This is a genomic window from Paramylibacter kogurei (assembly GCF_002742285.1).
Lineage (GTDB): Bacteria > Pseudomonadota > Alphaproteobacteria > Rhodobacterales > Rhodobacteraceae > Amylibacter > Amylibacter kogurei.
On record NZ_MDGM01000003.1, the window covers coordinates 1 to 23,742 of the forward strand.

At 48.6% G+C, this 23,742-nt stretch carries 9 protein-coding genes; 7 read left to right on the forward strand and 2 right to left on the reverse strand.

The genetic code is table 11. The features are described 5' to 3' along the window. A partial coding sequence (locus BFP76_RS00725) for a beta strand repeat-containing protein (RefSeq protein ID WP_165775616.1) occupies positions 1 to 10,056 on the reverse strand: 10,056 nt, incomplete at its 3' end. A gap of 910 nt (positions 10,057 to 10,966) precedes the next feature. Here BFP76_RS00725 and BFP76_RS00730 point away from each other — a divergent pair. The 7 genes from BFP76_RS00730 to BFP76_RS00760 all read left to right on the forward strand — a co-directional run bounded on the left by BFP76_RS00730 (position 10,967) and on the right by BFP76_RS00760 (position 22,265). Beyond that, positions 10,967 to 11,404 carry a hypothetical protein gene (locus tag BFP76_RS00730; protein WP_133117361.1) on the forward strand — a complete coding sequence of 146 codons (438 nt, stop codon included), beginning with the start codon at positions 10,967 to 10,969 and terminating at the stop codon, positions 11,402 to 11,404. A gap of 614 nt (positions 11,405 to 12,018) precedes the next feature. After that, on the forward strand, positions 12,019 to 12,891 hold the full coding sequence (locus BFP76_RS00735; protein ID WP_099591268.1) for a glycosyltransferase family 32 protein: 873 nt from the start codon (positions 12,019 to 12,021) through the stop codon (positions 12,889 to 12,891). Beyond that, entirely contained in the window at positions 12,888 to 15,116 is a 2,229-nt protein-coding gene (locus tag BFP76_RS00740; RefSeq protein WP_099591269.1) for a family 16 glycosylhydrolase, read from the forward strand. Before BFP76_RS00735 ends, BFP76_RS00740 begins: the two co-directional genes overlap by 4 nt. Beyond that, positions 15,113 to 16,726, forward strand: coding sequence for a carbamoyltransferase C-terminal domain-containing protein (locus tag BFP76_RS00745; protein WP_099591270.1), 1,614 nt, complete (start codon positions 15,113 to 15,115; stop codon positions 16,724 to 16,726). Before BFP76_RS00740 ends, BFP76_RS00745 begins: the two co-directional genes overlap by 4 nt. A gap of 440 nt (positions 16,727 to 17,166) precedes the next feature. Beyond that, a complete protein-coding gene (locus tag BFP76_RS00750) occupies positions 17,167 to 19,800 on the forward strand; it encodes an AAA family ATPase (RefSeq protein ID WP_099591271.1) in 2,634 nt (877 codons plus the stop codon). 298 nt (positions 19,801 to 20,098) lie between these two features. After that, positions 20,099 to 21,670, forward strand: a complete 1,572-nt coding sequence (locus tag BFP76_RS00755; protein WP_099591272.1) for an AAA family ATPase — start codon at positions 20,099 to 20,101, stop codon at positions 21,668 to 21,670. After that, the gene (locus BFP76_RS00760) at positions 21,663 to 22,265 is read left to right on the forward strand and encodes an HNH endonuclease family protein (RefSeq protein ID WP_099591273.1); all 603 of its coding nucleotides are present in this window, start codon (positions 21,663 to 21,665) and stop codon (positions 22,263 to 22,265) included. The genes BFP76_RS00755 and BFP76_RS00760 overlap by 8 nt, the downstream gene beginning before the upstream one ends. A 304-nt stretch (positions 22,266 to 22,569) precedes the next feature. Here the strand turns inward: BFP76_RS00760 and BFP76_RS00765 are convergent, their stop codons facing one another. Further along, positions 22,570 to 23,709, reverse strand: coding sequence for an SRA domain-containing endonuclease (locus BFP76_RS00765; protein ID WP_099591274.1), 1,140 nt, complete (start codon positions 23,707 to 23,709; stop codon positions 22,570 to 22,572). Positions 23,710 to 23,742 lie beyond the last annotated feature (33 nt).

Genomic DNA, 23,742 nt, shown 5'->3' on the forward strand with positions numbered 1-23,742 from the left:
CAGATCAATCCGAATAACATTGGAAATTGCAGCGCCAAAATTCATCTTGGCAAATTTACCAGGCGTCAGACGCATCACACGCGGATTTTCCGTGGTCATACGATACCCGCTTGGCAAACTACGCTCGTCAAGTTTCAATATAAAGTTCGAACCATGCTTGTCAGGCAAAGCAGCACAAGGAACATGATAACGACCAAACTCATCCGTCGTAATCAATACACCACCAACCGTAACAATCCGAACGCCAGCCAAGCCTGGCTCGCCTTGGTTTGTTGCGGGCAGATCGCCGTATTTCCCCGATGGGTCGTAATCTTGGTTGGTTACGCCGCCACTTGGGCCATCTTGATAACCATTGCCGTTTCGATCATCGAACACTTTGCCGATAACATCGGAACAATCAAACACATGTTCTGGTGTGCGTTTTACGGTGGCACGCGCCACATTCGACAACACATTGCCATTCGCATCGGCGAACCAGGCGCGGTTCGTCATTTCACCCAGTGGCGCGTTTGGCGACACCACACCTTGATAAACAATCGTGATCGTTTGATTTGGTGCAAGGTATAGGCCCGACCACGTCAACGATTGCCCCGATTGTTCAGGTTCCGTCGCTGTGCCATTCAACGTTGCGGTGTTCGGGCGATAGATAATGCCAGTTGGCAAAATATCACGTGCCTGACCATCTGTCACCGAACCACCGTTGGCACCACCTGCGAACGTCAATGTATATGTCACCGTATCGCCAATTTTCACATCACCCGGTGTTGCCGATTTTGTAGCGACAACTGCATCGGGATCTTGCAATGGAATGGCGGCAATTGTCGGGTCATCTTCACCTGGTTGGTTAGGATCATCCGAACTATCATTTACACCAACACCGGATGCATCTGTACCATTTGCATCCGCTTTGTTGGAAACGGATGTGCTGTCGATATCGGCCTGTGTTAATTCATAAACCGCGCTAAATGTTGCGGATTGTTCGGGTTCCAGATCGGTTAAATCTGCGTCGCCATCCAGATCGTCGCCACCAGAAACATAGGCAGGAACAGGAAGCGTTCCTGTACCGCTAAAGTTTGCACTGTTTTCCAAGATAGACAGATCGAAAACTGTTGCATTACCGGTGTTTGTAACCACGTAAGTATAGGTGATCGTATCACCGACTTGGTAAATTCCATCGCCACCATCATCAAGCACGGCCGCTTTTGATAATTCCAATGCAGGTGCGCGTTCCAACGGAACAACTGTTGCATCATCGGTGGTGTTACCATCGGTATCATCACCATCATCAGAAACATCCGAAACGCTCACGCCATTTGGCGCTTCGCCTTGTGCGGTGGCACTGTTGGAAATACCCCCCGCGTCAATATCGGCAAGTTGCAGTGTGTATTGCGCGGTATATGTTGCGATTTCGCCCACCGCCAACGTGCCGTTGGGTGAATCTTGCGTTGCTGAAACAAACGCAGGCGTGGCATCAAGCGCAAGTGGTGTGCCATCTGCACGGGTTAAATTATCCGTCAGCACAATGTTTGAAAGTGTCACGTTACCTGTGTTCTCAAGTGTGAATTCAAATTCTACCAGTTCGCCCGCAGCCCCGCCAACACTTGTCGCAACTTTATCAAGCTCCATCGACGGAACGGCATCGATCACCAATAGTGTTGGATCATCATTGGGATTACCATCACCATCATCGCCATTATCTGACACATCGGAAACGGTCGTGCCATTTGGATCGGTACCTGATGCGGTGGCTGTATTTGAAATACCGCCCGCATCAATATCATCTTGGGTTAATTCATATGTCGCGGAATAGACCCAAGTTTCGGTCACATCCAAAACCCCAGCATTGTCCACATCACCGCTGTCCAAAACAGGGCCAGTGGTAAGTGTTAACGCATCACCATCACTGTTGGTTAATGTATCAACCAATGTGATCGTATCCAGATCCACATTGCCCACGTTATTCACAGTAAAGCCAAAGGTCACAATGTCACCAGCCGCACCACCCGTTACATTCGTTACGGTTTTTTCGATGTTTATCGCGGGTCCTGCGGGGATCACAAATTCAGTTGGATCATCCGTTGTATTGCCATCGGAATCATCACCGTTATCTGATTCATCGCTCACCGGTGCACCGTTGGGATCATCCGCTGTTGCGGTGGCTTTGTTGGAAATACCCCCCGCATTCAGATCATCCTGCGTCAGCGTGTAATTCGCGCTAAACGTCCATGTTTCACCGACGTCTATCGCATCTGGCGTATCGCTATCACCCGAAACATATTGCAACCCAGGCGCATCAAGCGCGGTAGAGCTCCCGTCGCTACGTGTCATCACATCTGACATGACAACGTTATCAAGCGTGACGTTGCCTGTATTTTCCACCGTGATGGAATAGGTCAAAACATCACCTACTGATGCACCAGTGGATGACAGTGTTTTTGTCACCTCTAATGCAGGTTCCTGTTCTGGCCCGTCGGTTGTGATGCTGTCGGTTGCATTCACGGGCGTGTCAAACGGATCGGTGGCGTCAACGTCGGCGGTGTTGGTTAATTCACCTGCATCAACATCGTCTTGGGTGACTGCGTATGGGGTTGAACATGTCACCGTATCTGTTGCACCAACCGCGAGGGTTGGGATCACACAGTTAAACGTTGGGATTAACGGGTCGGTCACGGTTACATCTGTCAACGTCACATTACCTGTGTTTTCCACACTGAACGAATAGGTGATCGTGCTGCCAACCGCGCCAAACGGGCTTGGGCTCGCTGTTTTGATCAGCTCCATTGATGGATCAGCATCGGGCATATCCGTTGCGATCGTGTCAGTATCATCAATCGTGGCACCCGTTGGATCAGACCCCGCGGCATCGGCGGTGTTGTTGATCACGCCAGCGTCGATATCATCCTGCGTGATGGCGTATGTATCGCTACAGCTTGTATCCGTGGTTTCCACGGGCAGCGTTGCAATGGTACAGCTAAACCCAGCGATCAACGGATCGGTCACGGTCACATTTGTGATCGTTTGGTTGCCTGTGTTTTCCACGCTAAATGTATATGTGATCAAATCACCCACAACCAAATCGGCGGTTGCCTTACCCGCTGGCAATGCCGCAGATTTCACCAAATCAAGCGACGGGTCAGCATCGGCATCGATGGTCAGATCTACCACGGGAGACACAACATCCGTTGGGTTGTTTGGATCACCATATGTGGTTTGTGAATAGGCTTCGTTGGTCACAAACCCCGCATCCAAATCATCCTGTGTCACTGTGTATGGCGCGGTACAGGTAATTGTATCGGCTGGAATTGATCCATCAGACGAAGCTGCGCGGAAATCAGGATCATCGTCGGTTGCTGTCCAACATGTGATCGTTCCAATCTTGTTGTCCACAATGACGATATCATTCACGAATGCCGCGTTACCCGTATTCGTAATCGTGAATTCATAATTCAGTACATCACCAGCGGATGCGAATGTTGTATCTGGTGAAATCTTTTCTGTGGTCAACGCAGGCGCGGCACCCGATGGTACTGTTGCGCTGTCTGACGGGCTGTCGGTTGTGCCATCGCTTGCACCTGCGACGTTTGTCGCGGAACCCAATTCCACATCATCAGATGTAACGGTATAGATACCCACACAGGCATATGTTTGCGTTGGGGCAACACCATCCGTTGGGAATGCATCACACGTGATACCGCTTGGGTCAATCAAGTTATCGCTGATCGTGATCGGTTCTGTAATGGTGACATTACCGTCATTCGTAACCAAGTAATCATATGTTACCGTCGCGCCCACAACGAAATCCTCTGGCGCAATTTCACGGGCCGTTTTTTCAAACGCCATAGATGGGTTTTGAATGGCAGGCACGGATTCTGTATCCGTATCATCGGCATCTTCGGTTACGGTTGGCTCTGACGCGGTGGCGGAATTATCCACCGAACCTGCATCCAGATCATCCTGTGTTACGGCATATGTGCCCGTACAAATAACGCTGGCATCGGGTGCCACATCACCCGCTGGGCAAACAACGCTGATTGCGCCACCCGCACCAGATGTGATCGTATCCGCCACACTGAACGGCCCCACCAATGTCACATTACCCGTGTTGGTAATTTCAAATTCGTAGTTCAGCTCATCAGCCACGGCAGTGAAAGATGAAGCACCGCCCGTTACCTCGATAAACCGTTTATCAAGGCTAATCGATGGCTCTGCAGGAATAACCAATACCGTTGGGTCATCATCGCCCAAACCATCGCCATCATCAGACACATCTGAAACCGGGCTTCCTAATGGTGGGCTTGCAGTTGCGGTTGCTGTGTTCGCAATCCCACCTGCGTCAACATCATCCTGAGTCAGAATATATGACGCGGCATATGTTGCGGTTTCACCGACCTGTATAGTTCCAGGTCCCGAACCAGCATCAGCGGAAACAAAGTTTGGCCCGCTATTGAGTGTTAAAACAGTCCCATCCGCGCGGGTTAACGTATCGGTTAAACTCGCCCCAGAAAGCGTCACGTTGCCTGTATTTTCAACAGTGATTTCAAAAGTAACTGTTTCGCCAACTGCAACGGTTGAAGATGTGATGGTTTTTTGCGCTTCCAAACTTGGGTTCGATGGCAATGCGGTTGTGTCACTTCCCGCTGCATCGTCCAAATCGCCACCGGCAGGTGTACCAGATGCGGTCACATCATTTTCCACAACGCCTGCGTCTGCTTCGGCTTGGGTCACCGGAATCGACGTACATGTATAGGTCCAGATTTCTTCAGGTGACAAAATACCATCGGCATTTACATCGGTGCTGTTGGTCAAAACTGGTGGTGCCGCACATTTTACGTCTGTCAAATTTACGGCAGTAATGGAAACATTACCCGTGTTTTCAACATCAAATGAATAATCAAGCGTATCACCCGCAGCCATCGGTGTTGATGTGGATGATTTATCAACCGTCCATGATGGATCGGCAACAACTTCTGTCGAATTCGTACCGATTGCATCGTCCAAAGTTCCACCAGCAGGTGTACCAGATGCCGTGGCGCTATTGTCCACTTGGCCTGCATCGACCTCTGCTTGAGTAACGGGAATAGATGTACATGTGTAATTCCAAACTTCATTGGGTGATAAAACCCCGTCACCATCAATGTCACTGCTTGGGATCAAATTGGGCCCAGTTGAACATTTGGCATCTGTCAGGCTCACCGTTGAAATCGAAACATTGCCCGTATTTTCAACATCGAATGTGTAATCAAGTGTATCACCCTCTGCCGTTGGAACCGAGCTGGTTGCCTTATCAACTGTCCAAGAAGGCGTCTGTTCCGGCCCATCGGTTGTGATGCTGTCTGTTGCATTAACGGGCGTGTCAAACGGATCGATGGCGTCAACATCGGCGGTGTTGGTTAATTCACCTGCATCAACATCGTCTTGGGTGACTGTGTATGGGGTTGAACATGTCACCGTATCTGTTGCACCAACCGCAAGGGTTGGGATCACACAGCTAAACGTTGGGATCAACGGGTCGGTCACGGTCACATCTGTCAGCGTCACATTACCTGTGTTTTCCACGCTGAACGAATAGGTGATCGTGCTGCCAACTGCACCAAACGGGCTTGGGCTCGCTGTTTTGATCAGATCCATTGATGGATTTGCATCGGGCATATCCGTTGCGATGGTATCCGTGTCATCAATCGTGGCACCCGTTGGATCAGATCCCGCCGCATCGGCGGTGTTGTTGATCACGCCAGCGTCGATATCATCCTGCGTGATGGCGTATGTATCGCTACAACTTGTATCCGTGGCTTCCACGGGCAGCGTTGCAATGGTACAGCTGAACCCAGCGATCAACGGATCGGTCACGGTCACATTTGTGATCGTTTGGTTGCCTGTGTTTTCCACGCTAAATGTATATGTGATCAAATCACCTACAACCAAATCGGCGGTTGCCTTACCCGCTGGTAATGCTGCAGATTTCACCAAATCAAGCGATGGGTCAGCATCGGCATCGATGGTCAGATCAACCACGGGAGACACAACATCCGTTGGATTGTTGGGATCGCCATATGTGGTTTGTGAATAGGCTTCGTTGGTGACAGAACCCGCGTCCAGATCATCCTGTGTTACCGTGTATGGGGCGGTACAGGTCACGAATTCCGCAGGAATCGTTCCATCAGAAGATTCAGGGCGCAGATCAGGATCGGATGCGGTCGGTGTCCAGCATGTAATCGTTCCGATTTTGTCATCAACGATTTCAATTTCCCTGCCAAATGTCGCATTGCCCGAATTGGTCACCGTAAATTCGTAGTTCAGAACATCGCCTTCTTGTGCGAATGTTGTATCAGGTGATGATTTTTCTGTAGTCAATGCAGGCTCAGCACCAGAAGGCACGGTTGCGCTGTCTGACGGGCTATCGGTTGTGCCATCGCTTGCGCTTGCAATATTTGTAACCGATCCAATAATCGCATCGTCAGACGTAACAATGTAATCTGCGGTACAAGTGTAAGTTTGTGTTGGTGCAATTCCTGTGGCTGGGAATGGGTCACAATTCATATCCGCAGGATCAATACGATTATCAGTAACAATAATTGGATCGACGATGGTTTGGTTGCCATCGTTGGTAACGACATAATCATAGGTCACCGTTGCTCCAACCACGAAATCCGCAGGGTCGATAAATTGTGCCGTTTTTTCAAACGCCATTGATGGGTTTTGAATGGCAGGCACGGATTCTGTATCCGTATCATCGGCATCTTCGGTTACGGTTGGCTCTGACGCGGTGGCGGAATTATCCACCGAACCTGCATCCAGATCATCCTGCGTTACCGCATATGTGCCCGTACAAATAACGCTAGCATCGGGCGCCACATCACCCGCAGGACAAACAACGCTGATCGCGCCACCCGCACCAGATGTGATCGTGTCCGCCACACTGAACGGCCCAGCCAAGGTCACATTACCCGTGTTGGTAATTTCAAATTCATAGTTCAGCTCATCGCCCACAGCGGTAAACGATGATGCACCGCCCGTTACTTCAATAAACCGTTTATCAAGACTAATGGATGGCTCTGCCGTTAATGTGGTGGATGCATTAGCGGATGCTGCGGGCGTTTGATCCGTGGTGATTGTCGCCGTATTCACAACATCACTGGCGGCATCAAATTCCACAAGCGTCAGATTAAACGTCGCGGTATATTCCCATGTTTCACCAACATCGATCACGCCATCATTATTCGTGTCACCACCGGATAAAGTTGGGCCACTGGATAATGTAAGCCCATTGCCACCTTGCGTAAGGTCATCTGCAAGGATCGGATTTGTAAGTGATGTATTCCCCGTGTTTTCAATGGTGATAGTATAGGTCAGCGTTTCCTGATTAGCAGTTGCAGTAACATCAACCACTTTGTCGATAGTCAAATCAGGTGATTGGGAAATTGTTGTCGTTGCATCATTCGAAATTTCCGCGGTGTCGCGGCTGGAAAAAGTCGCGTTATTAATAATGTCAGCACCATTATCAATTTCGTCTTGGGTCACGGCATAGGTAACGCTGTATTCCCATGTTTCATTCACATCAATTTCATTGTCAGAATCATCATCACCAGAGGTTAGCGTTGGACCACTCGTAAGTGTCAGCGCATTGCCATCCTGCACCAAATCATCCCCAATTGTGGGGTCAATCAACGAGACATTCCCCGTATTTTCAATCGTGATGGTATAGGTCAGCGTACCGGGTGCCGATATGCTGGCAATATCAACAGCTTTATCAATCATTGCATCCGCGTTTTGCGTAATCGTTGTCGTCGCCGCATCAGAAATTGTTGGCAATTGGTCGCTGTCAAATGATGCAAGGTTGCTGATATTGCCACCGTCATCAATATTGTCCTGCGTCACCACATAGGTCGCGGTGTATTCCCACGTTTCATCGATATCAATGTCACCGTTGCCATCATCACCCGACACCAATGTCGGACCAGAAGCCAACGCATAGGTCGTGGCAGATTGTGTCAATGTGTCAGACAGCACTGGCGTTGTCAGTGTGACGTTACCTGTGTTTTCAACCGTAATGGTGTAGGTCAGTGTTCCTTCGGCATCAATGCTCGCGCTATCCACATCTTTGGTGACAACCGCATTGGGGGTTTGATCGATTGTGGTCGTGGCATCGTCGGACAGTGTCGGCAATTGATCACTATCAAAATCAGCGACGTTGACGATATCGCCACCGTCATCAATGTTATCCTGCGTCACCACATAGGTCGCGGTGTATTCCCATGTTTCACTTGGGTCGATATCACCATTGCCATCATCACCCGACACTAATGTCGGACCAGAAGCCAACGCATATGTCGTGGCGGATTGGGTCAATGTGTCTGACAATACAGGCGTTGTCAGTGTTACGTTACCTGTGTTTTCAACCGTGATGGTGTAGGTTAACGTTCCTTCGGCATCAATGCTCGCGCTATCCACATCTTTGGTGACAACCGCATTGGGCGTTTGATCAATTGTGGTCGTGGCATCGTCGGACAGTGTCGGCAATTGGTCACTATCAAAATCAACAGCGTTGACGATATCGCCACCGTCATCAATGTTATCCTGCGTCACCACATAGGTTGCTGTGTATTCCCATGTTTCACTTGGGTCGATGTCGCCGTTACCATCATCGCCTGACACCAATGTCGGGCCAGATGACAATGCAAATGTGCCAGCAGATTGTGACACTGTGTCGGTGAGCCTGGGTGATGTCAGCGTTACATCGCCAGTATTTTCGACAATAATCGTATAGGTAAGCGTACCAGTTGCATCAATGCTCGCGCTATCCACGTCTTTGGTAATGGTGGCGCTTGGTGTTGCTTGGATTTCGGTGGTTGCATCATCAGACTGCGTCGGCAATTGGTCGCTATCGAAATCCACTGTGTTTACGATATCACCGCCATCATCAATATTGGCCGCGGTGACATTATACGTCGCCGTATATTCCCACGTTTCATTGGGATCAATTTCACCGTCTCCATCATCACCTGACACCAATGTTGGGCCAGATGTCAGTGACAGGGTGTTCGCAGATTGTGTAACGACATCCGTTAAACTTGGCGAGGTTAACGATACATTACCGGTGTTCTCCACTGTGATGGTATAGGTTAACAAACCTGTTGCTGACACTAACCCGATATCAACCTCTTTGGTCAAAACTGCTTGTGGATCGGCCGCGATGGGTACGGATACGGTATCTTCAACAGGAGGAAGCAATCCACCTGTTGGTGTACCAATCAAACTGGCGGTATTATCAACCTGTCCCGCGTCTACTTCGTCTTGTGTGACAGGGATCGATTCACAGGTAAATGTATGCGTATCGTTCAACAACAAAATCGCATCACCCGTGATCTGATCAGGTGGTGCCGCACATTTGTCATCGCTCAAAAGCAACGATGTAATGACCGTGTCACCGATGTTTTCAACCACGAAATCATAAGTAAGCGTTTCACCCGCAACGGTGGGAGTTGATGCCGTTGACTTCACCAGTGTCATTTGCGGCGCATAGGTATCAACGGTCATCGAAGGAATATAATTCCAACGCATATTACCGCCGCCAGAGTTAAATACATAAAGCTGTACAGATGAAAGCGGTCCCGTAAACGCGTATGTCGCATTATGCCCGTTGGAACTTCCGCGCATATTTAGCAAAACGTCACCAGCATCAGCCGGCAAAAGCGTAAATTGGCCAATATTACCAATAGTATTGTTTCCGTTTGGATCCGTACTTATGAAATTTCCAACATCATCAGGCGCAGAGCGATCAATCGACACCACAGCCCCAACTGGCGAACCTGTCAGTGTCCAAGTCCCTGGCGCCCCCCACGAATATGCATCGCGAACGGCGTTCGGGCCCCCACCAGGGGTCAAACTATTGATATCGGCAATGCTAACAGCATCAAATGAAAACGGTGTTGGGGAGTTTGCTGTATCGTAATCTAAGATAATCAGCTCATCATTTTGAACACTATTAATATCCCCAATGCGCGGCGCTGTTGTATATCGAACAACTTCGTCACTTGCAGGATTAGTCGTAATATCCAAACAGTACAGCCCAGTAATATCACACAGCCGTATCCCATCTGTTATCAGGCTTGGTTGATTCAGGGTAACTGGCGTTTGCGCGCGCACCTGATTTGTTGAAGACACCGCCAACAAGAATAAAAATGTCGCGAAAAATTTTGATAAAACCATCCAAAAATGTCGGTGTTCGCACCGTGATGAACTTATCAACAAAACGCCAAACGCAATCAAACAAACTGCTAAAAACACATCAATCCCCTTGATACATTGCACAATGCTCCGGTTCCCCTCGAAGCAATGCACATTACAACCCTACCGATAGTAACTGACTACTACAAATTTGAATCAATTGTGGCATTTTTTGGTTACTCACAAAAATATTAATAAACCGTATGACATTTTTACGATTATTGATCGTAGGCATGGTCGGTAATGACGCGTGTTTCAAAAACTCTATCGGTCGAGCACTTTTACACAATATTTAACACCAATTCCGTTCGCCAAATTGTTCTGGGAATCGGGGTGATATTGGGGTGTTTCTGAATAATATGACATACTGAGGGCTACCAATTTACAGTAGATTTTAGAGGCCAGAAAAAAGCCTCCCAGTCCGCTTTGATTGCAAGAACCTGTTGGGTAGAATGTTCGCCCAAAATTGTCAATTTGTTACAGGTTCTCATGAGGTGATGGCGGAGACGAAGTCCGCCAAACTATCTATATAAAATACTGTTATTATTAAACTAAATTTTTAAAAATTATTTCTATACCACTATTTATACCTCACAAGATTGATTACTTGCCTAGTCGATTTCAGCAAGCCTGGTCGATCTAAGGTTTTCAATAATTGAAAGCGTTACTTTCGTAGCATTTCGACCTGCAACGCGGCGAACTTGTTTTCCAGTGCCTCTATGATATTTTCCACGAGGTTATTTTGGAATGGGCTGCAACGCTAACAGATTTAGGGTTTAAAGATGATGATGTGTCATTCCCGAGCAATAGACACATGGTGAATAAGAAGGCGTTTCGAGAAAATGTTGGTGTCTCAATCCCAGTTATGGCCACCACGCATGCAGTGACCAAAGCTTTTGCAATGGCATGTCGCAATAGCCCAGAAAAAATCACACCGCATTCCGCCAAGCATTCAATCGCCGCCGAGCGCGACCGGCGTCGGTTAAGCCACGAACAACGCAAAGCCTGGTCTGAAAATATTGGACATGATAACGAAACGATCACGGAGCAATATTACGGAAAACTATCAGATGACCGCCGCTTTGAGCTACTTGAAGAGGTGCAGGAAGACCAAATCAGTCCACCGTTGAATTTGTCTGATGAAGCGAAAATTGAGATGGCAAACGAATTTTTGAAATAGATGAATGAGAAATTTGGGTAACATTGCGGCATTATGCGAAGCTTCGAATGACAAGTTAATGGCGAATTTGGGCGGGAAGCGGTCATTCGCGGCAAGGGAGTATGACACCTTATAGGCAGAGAGCGGACTTTGGGCATTTCTAAAACATAGTCAGAGTGGCTTCAAAAGAGTAAAGTTTGAATGAAGATTCTTTGGCATGCCAGATATCGAATGGCAGGGTGCTTGCATTCGAAGCTTCTTAATTTTCAAATTACTTTGATTTTTCTGTCGAGAATTACTCCAATTCGTGAGCTGCTAATTCCATCAGAAATGTGTTTCCTGCTTTACCGCGAGACCAAAGGGTCGCTTCAACCAATCACAGCCATACCTACATTCTTCAATATCATACTCGCAACAACATTTTTCATTTCGTGATCAAGGAAATAGCCTTGCGGATCAAAAACAATTGAGTCACTTTCAGGATATGGCTTAAAAATTTAAAGTCCATTTGAACCAGAATTATTATTTGAACCAGAATTATTAAAAGTGGGCAGAATCCATCTCCCAAAAAATCATAAGTTGGCTTCCAAGTTGTATATCACAATCGTGGATGCCGCAAAAAAGAGAAGTCTCAAATGAAAAATGCAATTGTAAACAATGCAGATGAACCCGACCCACTTGAGTCCTCAGAACGAGAACGCTCAAACTTCGTGCGCGATATTGTGCAGCGGCACGAACTCTCAACAGATGCTTCGTCGGCGTGGCCAGCCTCTACACCAAAACATATTGTGCAATTTTGGGACGACATGCAGCAATTACCTGACGATGTAAAAGCTTGTATGAACTCTTGGAGGCAACTCGAGCAAGAGGGATTTGAAATTGAAATATTCGATAGAAACGCTGCAAGCACTTTTATCCGAACGCACCTTGGGGCGCGTCATGTAGACGCTTTCAACCAGTGCTACCACCCTTCGATGATGTCAGACTACTTTCGATATTCGTACGTGCTCGTCAAAGGAGGCTTTTATATTGATGCAGACGATGTGTACCACGGTAAGCCAATTGACAATCTTTTTGAAGACGGACGCCTGAAGCTCCAACCCTTCTGCTACGATTTAATAAAGGCTCAGATGGTTCCAGCAACGGTTTTTACAGAACCAGGAGCTAATCGGCCAGAATGGATATTCTATTTCAATACGACGCCACTTATCGCGCCTCCAAATCATCCTATAGTTGAAAGAGCGCTTTTGAACGCGACTGTATCTTTGGAAGCCGATAAATCGGATGGCTTACCTGAAGTTCAAGCTGCAACTGGACCGGGAAACCTAACTAGATCGATTTTCGAAGTGATTGGTGCAGGTTGCCCATCTGATACTCTAATGGTTTTGCATGATTGGGAACAAATATCTACAAGTCAGTGGCCACTTAGTTACCGCAACGACTCGAGGAATTGGAGGCTCTCCAATCAGCAGGTGTATAAGGCATCCTCACCGACCGACGCGCAATGAATCTTGCACGCAAACAGCTGGCTATCCTACGCTTGGCAATTCGCTTAGGACACGGCTTTCGTAAATTTTTACCTAAGCAAAGGGCAAGAGCTTTCGGACACCAGCGGTCTTTGGCGGTAAAGACTGTTGAAAAAATCTACATAATCAATCTTAATAGAGAGCCAGGTCGATGGTCTCGCATGAAGAAAGAGCTTCGGCGAATTCAAGATGCCTTCGGCTACGATCTTTTAAGTCTTTCGGAAAGATGTACTGCTGTCGATGCGAGGGACTTCCTGCAAGATCCGACCAAAAGTGGGGATGTTGACCCTTTTTACACGTTGGCAGAGCAACTTTTTGTCGAGCCTCAGCCTATGACACTACCAACAAATTTTGAGCTTGAAGCGCCTATCCGAATGAGCCGTGCAGAGGTAGCTGTTGCCAGATCACACATCGACGTTTGGAGACGAATTGCGCAAGGCGAGGAAGAGCATGTTCTCATCCTGGAGGACGACGTATGGTTTCACACAAGTTTCGCCCGTCATTTTGATCAAGCTTGGAATGACATTCTTACCAATAGCGAAAGATACAACGGCTTCGACATACTTTATGTTTCATACATGGAAGCGACGAATGGTGCTCCAAAGTCCTTTGTTTCGGAAAACGTTTTCAAGCCTGAGCGCGGACTTTGGTACTTGTCAGGGTATGTTCTCTCTCGGCAAGGGGCAAAAAAACTTCTTGGATTACTACCTTGTCGTGGTCCAGTCGATCTTTGGATAAATCACCAGTTCGGTGAGATGAAGGTATACGCTACAAAATGCCCCATTGTTCGCCAACGAACAGATACTGCTTCAACTAATTCATACTCTGTCCTTCCGTCCCTCACTAAGATCGGCGCGATCAACAGCGAGGGCGCAGCCTTATTTAGTGCGTTTCCTAGTCAAGTGCCTGTTTTTTCATTTGGCCCAGCCAACTCTGGCATTTCGTCCTTGGCAATGGCTTTGTCAATGCTTGGGTATCGATGTTGTAGCGATCTCGACGCGCTTCCAAACGAAGAGATGAAACAACTTTGTAGTGGGAGTTCGGATCGAGTATTTGACGCGTACGTCAACATTGGGTGCCTCGAACCAATGGTCGGGGATCTCCGCATGAAGTATCCCGACGCCAAGTTCATAATAACGGTCTGTCGCAACAGCCGTAGTGGGCGAAGCATACAAGACATTTTAGCTAATCTCGATGGCGCGGACGTGATCGAGTTTGACACCGAAAACGTCAATGCATGGCGGATTCTCTGTGAGCACCTCAGGTGTGTCCCACCATTTTGTGCATTCCCAAGATTGGAAGATCTGGGCAAAAGGCACTTAGTTGAAGCAGGAAATGAACCATCTGTCTCTCATGAACAAGCACTACCCAAGTGGGATTCATCGCCCTGGGTTGTTGAAAATGATTCCCGCAGATGGTCAGGTATTCAGATCGATCCACAGACCGAAACAGGCAAAAAAGACAACGCTTCTATTGATGATAGTTCTGATCAGTTCAACCTGACAACTTGGTCACCGCGGTCAGACACATTTACCGGAAATTTGGCCTTGTTCCGCCCTGAAAACGTTACCCGCCTTGGTGTCGAAGGCGTAACGTTACAAGTCAAACGAGAAGAGTTGCGTGTTCGAGAATACAGTGCAGGAGCGATAACCAGTGATGCTGAATATCTTTATGGGAAGTTCGAAGCAACTTTTCAGGCTTCTGACGTTCCGGGAGTAATCACAGGGTTCTTTCTTCACCGTAACTCGCCACATCAAGAAATTGACATCGAAATTGCTGGCAATGCGCCCAATCGCCTTATTGTCAATGTCTTTTACAATCCAGGAGATGACGGTGCCAAGTTTGATTACGGATACCGGGGTTCTCCAAGGCATATCGAACTTGGGTTCGACGCTTCCAAAGGGATGCACCATTATGCTATCGAATGGACCCCGCATGAGATTCTGTGGACGGTTGATGATCGGCTAGTACATCGACGTGTGCTTTGGAATCCAACCCCGATTCCCCATTTGCCTATGAAATTACATTGCAACACTTGGCCTACTCGGTCGCCTAAACTTGCAGGACAGCTCGCCCTACAACGGCTTCCTACCAAGACCTCGGTACTCTCGATCCAAGTCCACCAGTGCCGGCAAATATTATTAAAAAAAGAGACCGAGACTCTCAAAAACTCTACTCTTTCAGCTAACTGTGGAGCCTCAAAATGAAAATCTTATCTTACAACCCAGGCCACGATGGCGCATTTGCATACATCAAAAACGGCTGCTTGATCTTCTCGATCGAAGCTGAAAAAAACTCCAAATACCGTCATTCGATAGTATCTGTGCCAGATGCTTTCGACGCCCTTGCCGAGCTTGAAGAAGCTCCTGACGTTCTTTGTCAAGGAGGCTGGTGGCCTAGTGACTCTCTACGAGAAAAGGAGGTTGTCGCAGGCTATCGAGAAAGCGATTACGGGACAGTAAGTTTGAGTAAAAAACGTTTTTTGGGAAAGACCATCGACTTCTTTTCTTCGTCCCATGAGCGATCACATCTCTTATGCGCGTTTGGGATGTCCGACCTACCCAAAGGAACACCGTGTTATGCCTTGCTTTGGGAAGGCGTAATCGGAGCATTCTATGAGATCGATGCCGAACTTAATATTACAAAGATATCAGAAGTGTTACCAGAGCCTGGCCATCGCTATGCGCTGCTTTATGCATTAGCGGACCCAACTTTCGACAAGAGCACCGCTGAGTACTCCCGCTTGTCCGACGCAGGAAAACTGATGGCGCTTGCTTCCTTTTCGAAGAGAAATCGACCGACGAGCGAGGAAGAGAGAATTTTGTCGTTCTTGTTTCAGGACTGTGAGCATCTAAAGGTCCGGGACTGTGAAGCTCTGAAAACACTGCGTCACTATAATGTAGGGTTGGAGGATCAAGAGTTTCGAAGTTTTGCGGGCATATTCAGTGATCGTCTGTTCGACCGTTTTGCACAGTTCGCAGAGAACAATTTGAAGAGAGGAATGCCGTTGTTAATCGTGGGAGGTTGTGGGCTTAACTGCGATTGGAACACCAAGTGGAAAGACTCAGGACTTTTTAGCCATATTTTCGTCCCTCCGGTCGCCAATGATGCGGGTTCTGCAATTGGCACCGCCATTGACGCCCAGTTCCACCTCACCGGTGAACCAAAGATTGAGTGGGACGTATACTCTGGACAACATTTTGTTTTGGAAGATGGAGCGGATAGTGCTGAATTTGATGTATTGGAGCCGAATGTTGCGACGGTTGCTGAGCTATTGGCCAATGATTTGATTCTGGGATGGGTAAACGGTCGTTACGAAATTGGTCCACGCGCTCTTGGCAACCGGTCCATCTTAGCAGCACCATTTAGCGCCAGTACGAAAGAGAGACTGAACGTTATTAAGCAGAGGGAGCAGTTTCGACCGATTGCTCCCATTTGCTTGGAAGACGATGCTAAAAAATGGTTTGGTTGTTCTCAGCCGAGTCCTTTCATGCTTTTTACCTACCGGTCCTCAACAACTGAGCTTTCAGCGGTTACTCACGTGAATCAGACTGCTCGAATTCAAACGGTATCAAAGCGATGTAACGTTCGTATGTACGAGTTACTGACTGCGTTTAAAGACCTAACGGGATATGGAGTGCTGTGTAACACTTCTTTGAATTTCAAAACTAAAGGTTTCATCAACACGATGTCAGATCTTTCGACATACACATTACAGCATCAACTTGATGGGTTCGTGATCGATGGGCGGATACACTTGCGGAAAAAGTCATCGCGATACCAGACATACTTACGTGAACACTGTCGACAACGTTGAAGTCGCTCTCGGTAGGTTGGCTTCTGCGCTCCCACGCAACAATTTCAAAACTGCTCTCGAACTTCGAGTATGGTGTCCAGGCTCGTTGATTGAGAAGAAAGGGTGAGAAGTTGCCGTTCTTAATGTCAGCTAATGGGATTTTCCGAATGTCCAGTTTCGGGCAATTGGCAAGACACGAAGGTCGTGCCCGGAACGGCAGGTAAGGGCCGTTCGCTGCGGCTGACACAAAGGGCGGAAAGCGGAAGTTCGCTGCACTCGCAAGCTATCGAGCGGCCACCAGCGCAAGCGGACATTGGCTTCGGGCATGTACCCTCACACAAGGGCTTTATGTGCATTTAGTAATTTCAACAGCTAACAGATGAAAAAGCTTCCGTTATTAACCCGATACTTGTAGCCTATCAATTTTGGAAACCATATTTGCAAGAGAGATTAACACTGTGATGTCGGACAGCGCGAGTATAGAAAGCAGCGACGATACTGTCCCTAAACGTATCTTAGCTTGGTCAGAGAGCCGTCCGCTATGGCAACGCGATGCGCTGCGCGGCATTGTCCAGAACGGTTATCCGGACGAAGAGGCGATAGCGGAGTTACTGGCGCTCTGCAAAAAAGAGCATGGCGATCCGATGGTTGTGCAGGTGGCTAACCCACTTACGAAGGAGCATCTGCCGGTTGATCCCGGTGCGGGCGAGTCTATTTCTTTGTCCAGCATCTCAGGTGTTTCGGGTGTAAACCAGCTTGCAACCGGCCAGACGCTGAATTTTGAGGAGGCTGGCCTGACCATTCTTTACGGACAGAACGGCACTGGAAAATCCGGCTATACGAGGATTCTCAAGAATGCTTGCCGCTCACGCCATGCTGGGGCGATCATGCCCGATGTTTACAGCTCTTCCCCAATGGGAACAGCAAAAGCCGCACTGAAAATCACTCGTACCGATGGCTCATTGGAAACCCTCGCGTGGGAAGATGGCTACGAAGCTGCCGAGGCGCTTTCGGCCATCACTGTCTTTGACCGCGAGGCGGCTTCGGTACATGTTCAGAAGAAGAATGAGGTTTGGTTTCGACCCTTCGGCCTCGATATTCCGGATGACCTAGCCGGTGTGTGTCAGGAAATCAGAGCACGCCTGACGACCGAAAAAGAAACATTGGAAAAAAAGCGCAACTCCGTTTTCGCCAATCCAATCTGGTCGAGCCGCTCTGCGCTCGGCAAAGCCCTTTCTTCGCTTCGTCATGATACCGATATCGCGGCCATAAAGCCCAAGACACCCTTTTCGGATGCGGACGAAGCGCGCCTGACTAAGCTCCAAGCCGATCTCGCTCAAGACCCCGCTGTGGCGGCTAAAGCTCAGCGCGACTACGCGATCCAGCTCGATCAACTAAAATCCTATTTGAAGCGGATCGAGCAGACGCTAAATGACGAGGCCATTCAGGCGCTTCATTCTACAAAGAAGAGTGCTGACGACATGCGGACGGCCGCCAACACGGCAGCGCATGAGGCGTTTTCCGGGTTGGCGTGTGAGGGCGTTGGTGAAACCGTCTGGCGGACCCTCTGGGAATCCGCAAGGTCATATTCGCGAGTGGCGAAGGAAGCTGGGGCGGCGTTTCCACCACCGCAAGGGGATATCTGTGTTCTGTGCCATCAAGAGATCGACGAGCCCACCGCCGCGCGGATGCTTGGCTTTGAAGACTTCATCAAGAAGGACACAGAAACCAAGGCGGCAGAGGCCGAACGCGTCTTCAAGGAAGTAGAGCAAAAAATCCGCGCTGTTGCTATCCACGTCAACAAGGTCTCTGCCGCCTATCGGAGTTTGAAAGCTGGTAACTTTACGCTCGCTAGGCAAGTGCTGAGATTCATCGCGCTCGCGCGCGGTGTGCAGGTACAGACGCTTGCACAGCTCTCCGGCCAAGAGGTTCCAAACTTGTTGGCTTTGCCTGAATCTGTCGCGGAGGCCGTAAACACCGAAGCCGCGCAGACCCGCGCATATGCGGCTTCTCTCGATGATGCATCCGGCGGCGAAGCACGGGAAGCCGTGCTGAACGAACAGGCCGATTTGCAGGATCGGAAACAAAGTCACGAGCTGCTGGATATTGCGAAAACAGAGATCGCGAGGCTCGCAGAGCTAAAGCTCATTGAAGACTGCTTGCGCGACACCGCCACCACGGCGATCACGCGTCTCGGGAACGAAATTGCCGACAATCTGATCACGCCTCGTATGCGCGACCGGTTTCAACAAGAGATCGTCGCGCTGGCTGGTAATCGCGTTCGGGTCGAGGTCGTGCGCTCGGGGGGCAAATTCGGTTCACCGCAATACGAGGTGAAGCTCTATGCCAACCCCAAGGCCAAGGTCCATGATGTGCTCAGCGAGGGCGAGCAGACGTGTGTGGCGTTGGCCTCATACCTTACCGAACTAGCAAATGCATCGCATACATCGGCGCTTGTGTTCGATGATCCGGTTTCATCACTCGATCATCGCTGGCGCTCAAAAGTAGCCAAGCGCCTGGCAAAGGAAGCCGGCGTGCGGCAGGTTATCGTGTTCACGCATGACATGATCTTCGTAAACGATCTGGCACAGCTGGCTGCGGAGCGAAATACGCCGACTACGCTGGCGCATCTCACACGCGGACAGGATGTCGTCGGCATCGTTAACAAGGATTTGCCGTGGACTGCCTCTAGTATTCGAGACCGGATTGACAAACTTGAAAAAGAAGCCCGTGCCGCAAAGCGCTTGTTCGAGGAGAATGACGACGAGGGCTACAAAATCGCAGTATCATCGCTCTACAGTCGATTGCGGGCGACTTGGGAACGGGCGCTAGAGGACACCGTATTTGCCAATGTTGTAATGCGTCATCGCGATTACATTGACACCAAAAATTTGAAACGTGTCACAGCTTTAGAAAAGTCCGATGTGCAAACTTTCCAAAATGGGTTCAAAAAGTGCTGTGACTTCGTCGATGCACATGATCCTTCCCGTGGCCATGATCCCGAACCACCGGAGCCATTCGAAGTCATGGCCGACATTATGTTGTTGAAAGACTGGTCTGCAGAATTAAGGAGTAAGATGAATGGGGCCACTTGAAACCACACTTGCAAGTACTGTCGGGAAGACGACTACGGTATTTGGTTGCCGCACATTCGATTTTATACCGAAAGTATGCTGTGGGATGAGCGAATGGCCGGTTGTGTAAATCCGCGCCGAGGAGTGGCGACAAGCAGACCAGGTCGGGTCCGGGACGTACATTATGCGAATACCCGCAAGCGCCTAAGATATGCGTCGACAAAATTGAGGTATGTTTTTCGACGACGGGTTACTAGTGACCATGATAAGTAGAATTAGGCCCTAAAGAATTTTTATCAACGAGAACTGAGACACACGATTGCAACACGAACAGCGAAAGACTGGCTTTCATCTGATTTCCTTTCAGACAAAGTCCACCCACATACCGTTATTTACAAACGAAGATTTCGAGCCTGGAGCAAAGGCGTCGGTAATAATTGGGCCAAACGGATCGGGTAAAAGCCATGCCCTTGCCGCCCTCGCAAACGAGTTGACCAATATTCATCGCATCTACAGAAACAAGTACCGCGAACCCGACGGGCCAAAGCCATCAAAACGGTTGCGTATTCTGGAAACTCAGGACGAGCTGCCCGGTCTTTTCCCGCATGAAAATAAAGAGGCGCTTAACGAGGCTGATGTCGATGCGCGCATTATGTACGCATTGGACGGCGATGTTTGGGAAGTGAGCAGATATGGCCGAGAGATCAAAGTCCGTTTGAACGAACGCTCGGTTGGGCTTGAGAACCTACAGTTTGCCGACCGTGTGTTGGCACTCGCCCATTTGCCATTAGACAAGTTCAGATTTGCTCAAAGAGCAGACGAACAATTCTACAGATATCTCGGTCTTCGCCAATCTAACAACATGACAACGACCGGTGCCCTCTCTACGCAAGCGCTGATAAGTTTTCTTGAGGCCATGGATAGGCCAAGCTGGAACAGTTTCAGAGTTGATTGGCTGGAACGCCTTGAACTGGCTTCGCCGTTTTACATAGGCCTTGATTTTCGAATGTCAGAACTTCTTAAAGCGAGCCAAGAAGGGGAATTCCTCAAAATTGGTCTCGATTATCTGGAACGACGGCAAGGTTCAGCGCGGTTTAGGGTTACTAGTGCGAATCAAGATTGGCATGATCAGCTGGTTGAACTCTGGCCCTTTGTAAAAGCTATTAGACCCATCCTTCAGTTTGGAGAAACGACGAGAGGGCGCAAGGGAGAGCATCTTGTTCCGATCACGCCGCCAGTTCTTGGCATGGATGTGTCTTATTCAGAAATTGCGCGATATTTGCTCCTTGGACGAAAGCTACAGCTGTTCGGACAAATGCGCCTTCTTTTTACCAAAGGTGATGAGATCGTGGCTTTCGATGATTTGAGTTCTGGGGAGCAACATATCTTGAGCACCACATCGCAATTGCTTGCCAATTTGGGCGAACGCTCCGTTGTCCTCATTGATGAGCCGGAGATAAGTCTGCACCCTGATTGGCAACGCCAATACATTCCCTCGCTCCTCAACACGTTCACGGAAAGCCCAGAAACTCACGCTGTCATCGCCACGCATTCCCACTTTCTGGTTTCAGATGTTGAGGAAACAACCGGGTCGCTGACAGTTGCGAATGCAAATATGGGTCACTTCGATTCGTTTGATGGAGATGTTTTTGGTCGATCTGCAGACAATATTCTCTACAGGGTGTTTGGCCTAGGATCAGCCGGCAACCGCTACGTTGAACATGATCTCGCAACAGCCCTGAAGATGATCTCCGGAACAGAAGATGCGGACTTGGATAGACTCCGAGAGATCAACGAACGGCTTCGACCATTGGCTTCACACGATAATGCGGCGCTTCGCGAAATTTTGGGTTCAATCAAGGTCTATCTTGAAAGGGAAACTGATGCTTAACCTTCAAGCTTGCGCAACAGTAGATTTGAATGTCCTGGATGAACTACAGGCCGTTGATGACGACGCTAAGAAAGCTGAATGGTCCCGGCAAACCAATTCCGTAAAAGCATTCAAAAAAGCGGTCATGGATCATGGAATGGCTGAACAGGACAGCAAGTGCGTGTGGTGCGAGTCAAAGCTTGGTTTGGAGGCGAGGCGTAGCGCACATCGAGATCATATCGCGCCCAAAGAACACTATAGGAAGTGGACCTTTCTGCCCGCCAACATTGCGGTCGCTTGTGAGGCTTGCAATGGTTTCACGGTCAAATCCGATCTCGACACTATTGCGGTCGAAGCACCCAACTATGAGGAATGTGATTTTCGGGTTGTTCACCCTTATTTAGACAATCCTGTAGAACACATTGAATTTGTTCAAGAGGAAAAGAAAGTTGTAATGGTCGGTCTTTCGGTTAAGGGTTGTTGGACCATAAAAAACCTTCAACTTGATGGTACGGCCGCCACGGCGCGTAGAGCGTTTGATAGAATATTGGAAGACAATGGCTTATCGAATGATCAACGAGAACTAATTAACCAAGCGATGGCGAGTCTACTTTAGCAACTTGAGAATGTGTAGTCCGACTTCTGCTCACTAGCGGATTGTACCTTCCGTGATTTAGCCCCACGCCGAGTGCTCGTTCACCCACGTATGCCTGGATTAACGTTGCCATGATGGTCTGCGCGCACGAAGTTCCTGCCCTGATTATAGTGCGTAGCCATAACCGAGCTAAAGCCTTTGCTCGAGCTTGTGAAATGGTTCTGTTAACGAGTAGTTAAAAGCTAAGGACGCGCTGCAATGTCTGCTATGCAGGTCACAACTGCAGAATTTGAACACTCCAACGAGTGTCCGGTTTGGGCCGTTATCACCCTTCAAGCTCATGAAGAATTTTCTTTAGTTTTTCATTAAGCTTTTCGCCATTCTCGCCAAAATGAATTTCTCTATGAACACTAGGACATATTGCACCTACCCACCTAGGATGGTCAGGCCCATTATCAGACATTTGTCTGGTATGATGTGCTTCGAGATATGGTGAGCCATCTTTGCGTTTGAAGGGAGCAGGTTTGCCGGTGAGTTCACATACGCCATTTGCTCTAGCAAAAACGTAATCCTTAACGGCCTTACTACGTTTTCTGTACTCCTTTGGAGCTGATTTCCATGAACTTTTATTGGTGGCTTTACCCGCCTGAATAGCTTTCTGTTTCAACTCCTCCAGAGTTTTCCCTTTGGGAGGCACATACTCAACAGCACCAAATTCTGAAACATGTGCGTTCTCTTTCGGAACCAAATGAAACCGTACAATTTTCCGAGTGGCTCCGTCCCGATCCGGACCTTCAACCTCATCCCAAGATTGGCAAGCTAGCTTTCCACGAAATATATAGGGCTTACCTTTTCCAGTAGCTTCAAAAAGTAAAATCTCTTTGCCTTGTTCGGTGTGCTCAAGAATAGCCTTATTACCACCGGACATTTCCATATCGCCCACCTGCCCTTCACCAGTATACAGAAAAACACCATTGTCTTGCCACCCATCCTCGTAACCAAACTCAGCGCCCGATTTGCCTGTAAAAATGAAAACATAAGGCTGGTTTGCCGGGGTCGATATCCCGCCCTGTTGCTGTCCTCCGAATATTCGGTGAATGTCATCCTGGCGGGAGTAATTCTGACCGATTTCGAAATTAGCCAACTTATTGATATGCACAATTTCATATCCAAAATGCTCCATCGCAGGAGCAAAAGTAAGTGATTTGGGATTAAAGTTCGAGATGCCAGCTCTAATTTGAGCCATTCTCGCTACTGCCTTCATTGGTAAATGCTCATCGCCTACCTTGATAAAATAGCTTCGCGCCCCTTTCGTACCCTCACCGGTTTTGGCTTGAAGAATTCGGTTAGCATAGGCCGGGTACTTTTTTGGTGTTATCTCAAAATACGATTCTATCTCATCTTCAAGACTACCTTTAGTTAAAGTTGCAATCAGCTTTTCAAGGTTCGTTTGTATCGTCGACATAAATCAGTGCTTTCAATAGAATAAGTCAATAAC

Excerpts from the sequence above, each read along its gene's own strand:
- BFP76_RS00735 (WP_099591268.1), top strand. The coding sequence starts at position 12,019 with ATGAAAAATGCAATTGTAAACAATGCAGATGAACCCGACCCACTTGAG.
- BFP76_RS00760 (WP_099591273.1), top strand. The coding sequence starts at position 21,663 with ATGCTTAACCTTCAAGCTTGCGCAACAGTAGATTTGAATGTCCTGGAT.
- BFP76_RS00745 (WP_099591270.1), top strand. The coding sequence starts at position 15,113 with ATGAAAATCTTATCTTACAACCCAGGCCACGATGGCGCATTTGCATAC.
- BFP76_RS00740 (WP_099591269.1), top strand. The coding sequence starts at position 12,888 with ATGAATCTTGCACGCAAACAGCTGGCTATCCTACGCTTGGCAATTCGC.
- BFP76_RS00765 (WP_099591274.1), bottom strand. The coding sequence starts at position 23,709 with ATGTCGACGATACAAACGAACCTTGAAAAGCTGATTGCAACTTTAACT.
- BFP76_RS00750 (WP_099591271.1), top strand. The coding sequence starts at position 17,167 with ATGTCGGACAGCGCGAGTATAGAAAGCAGCGACGATACTGTCCCTAAA.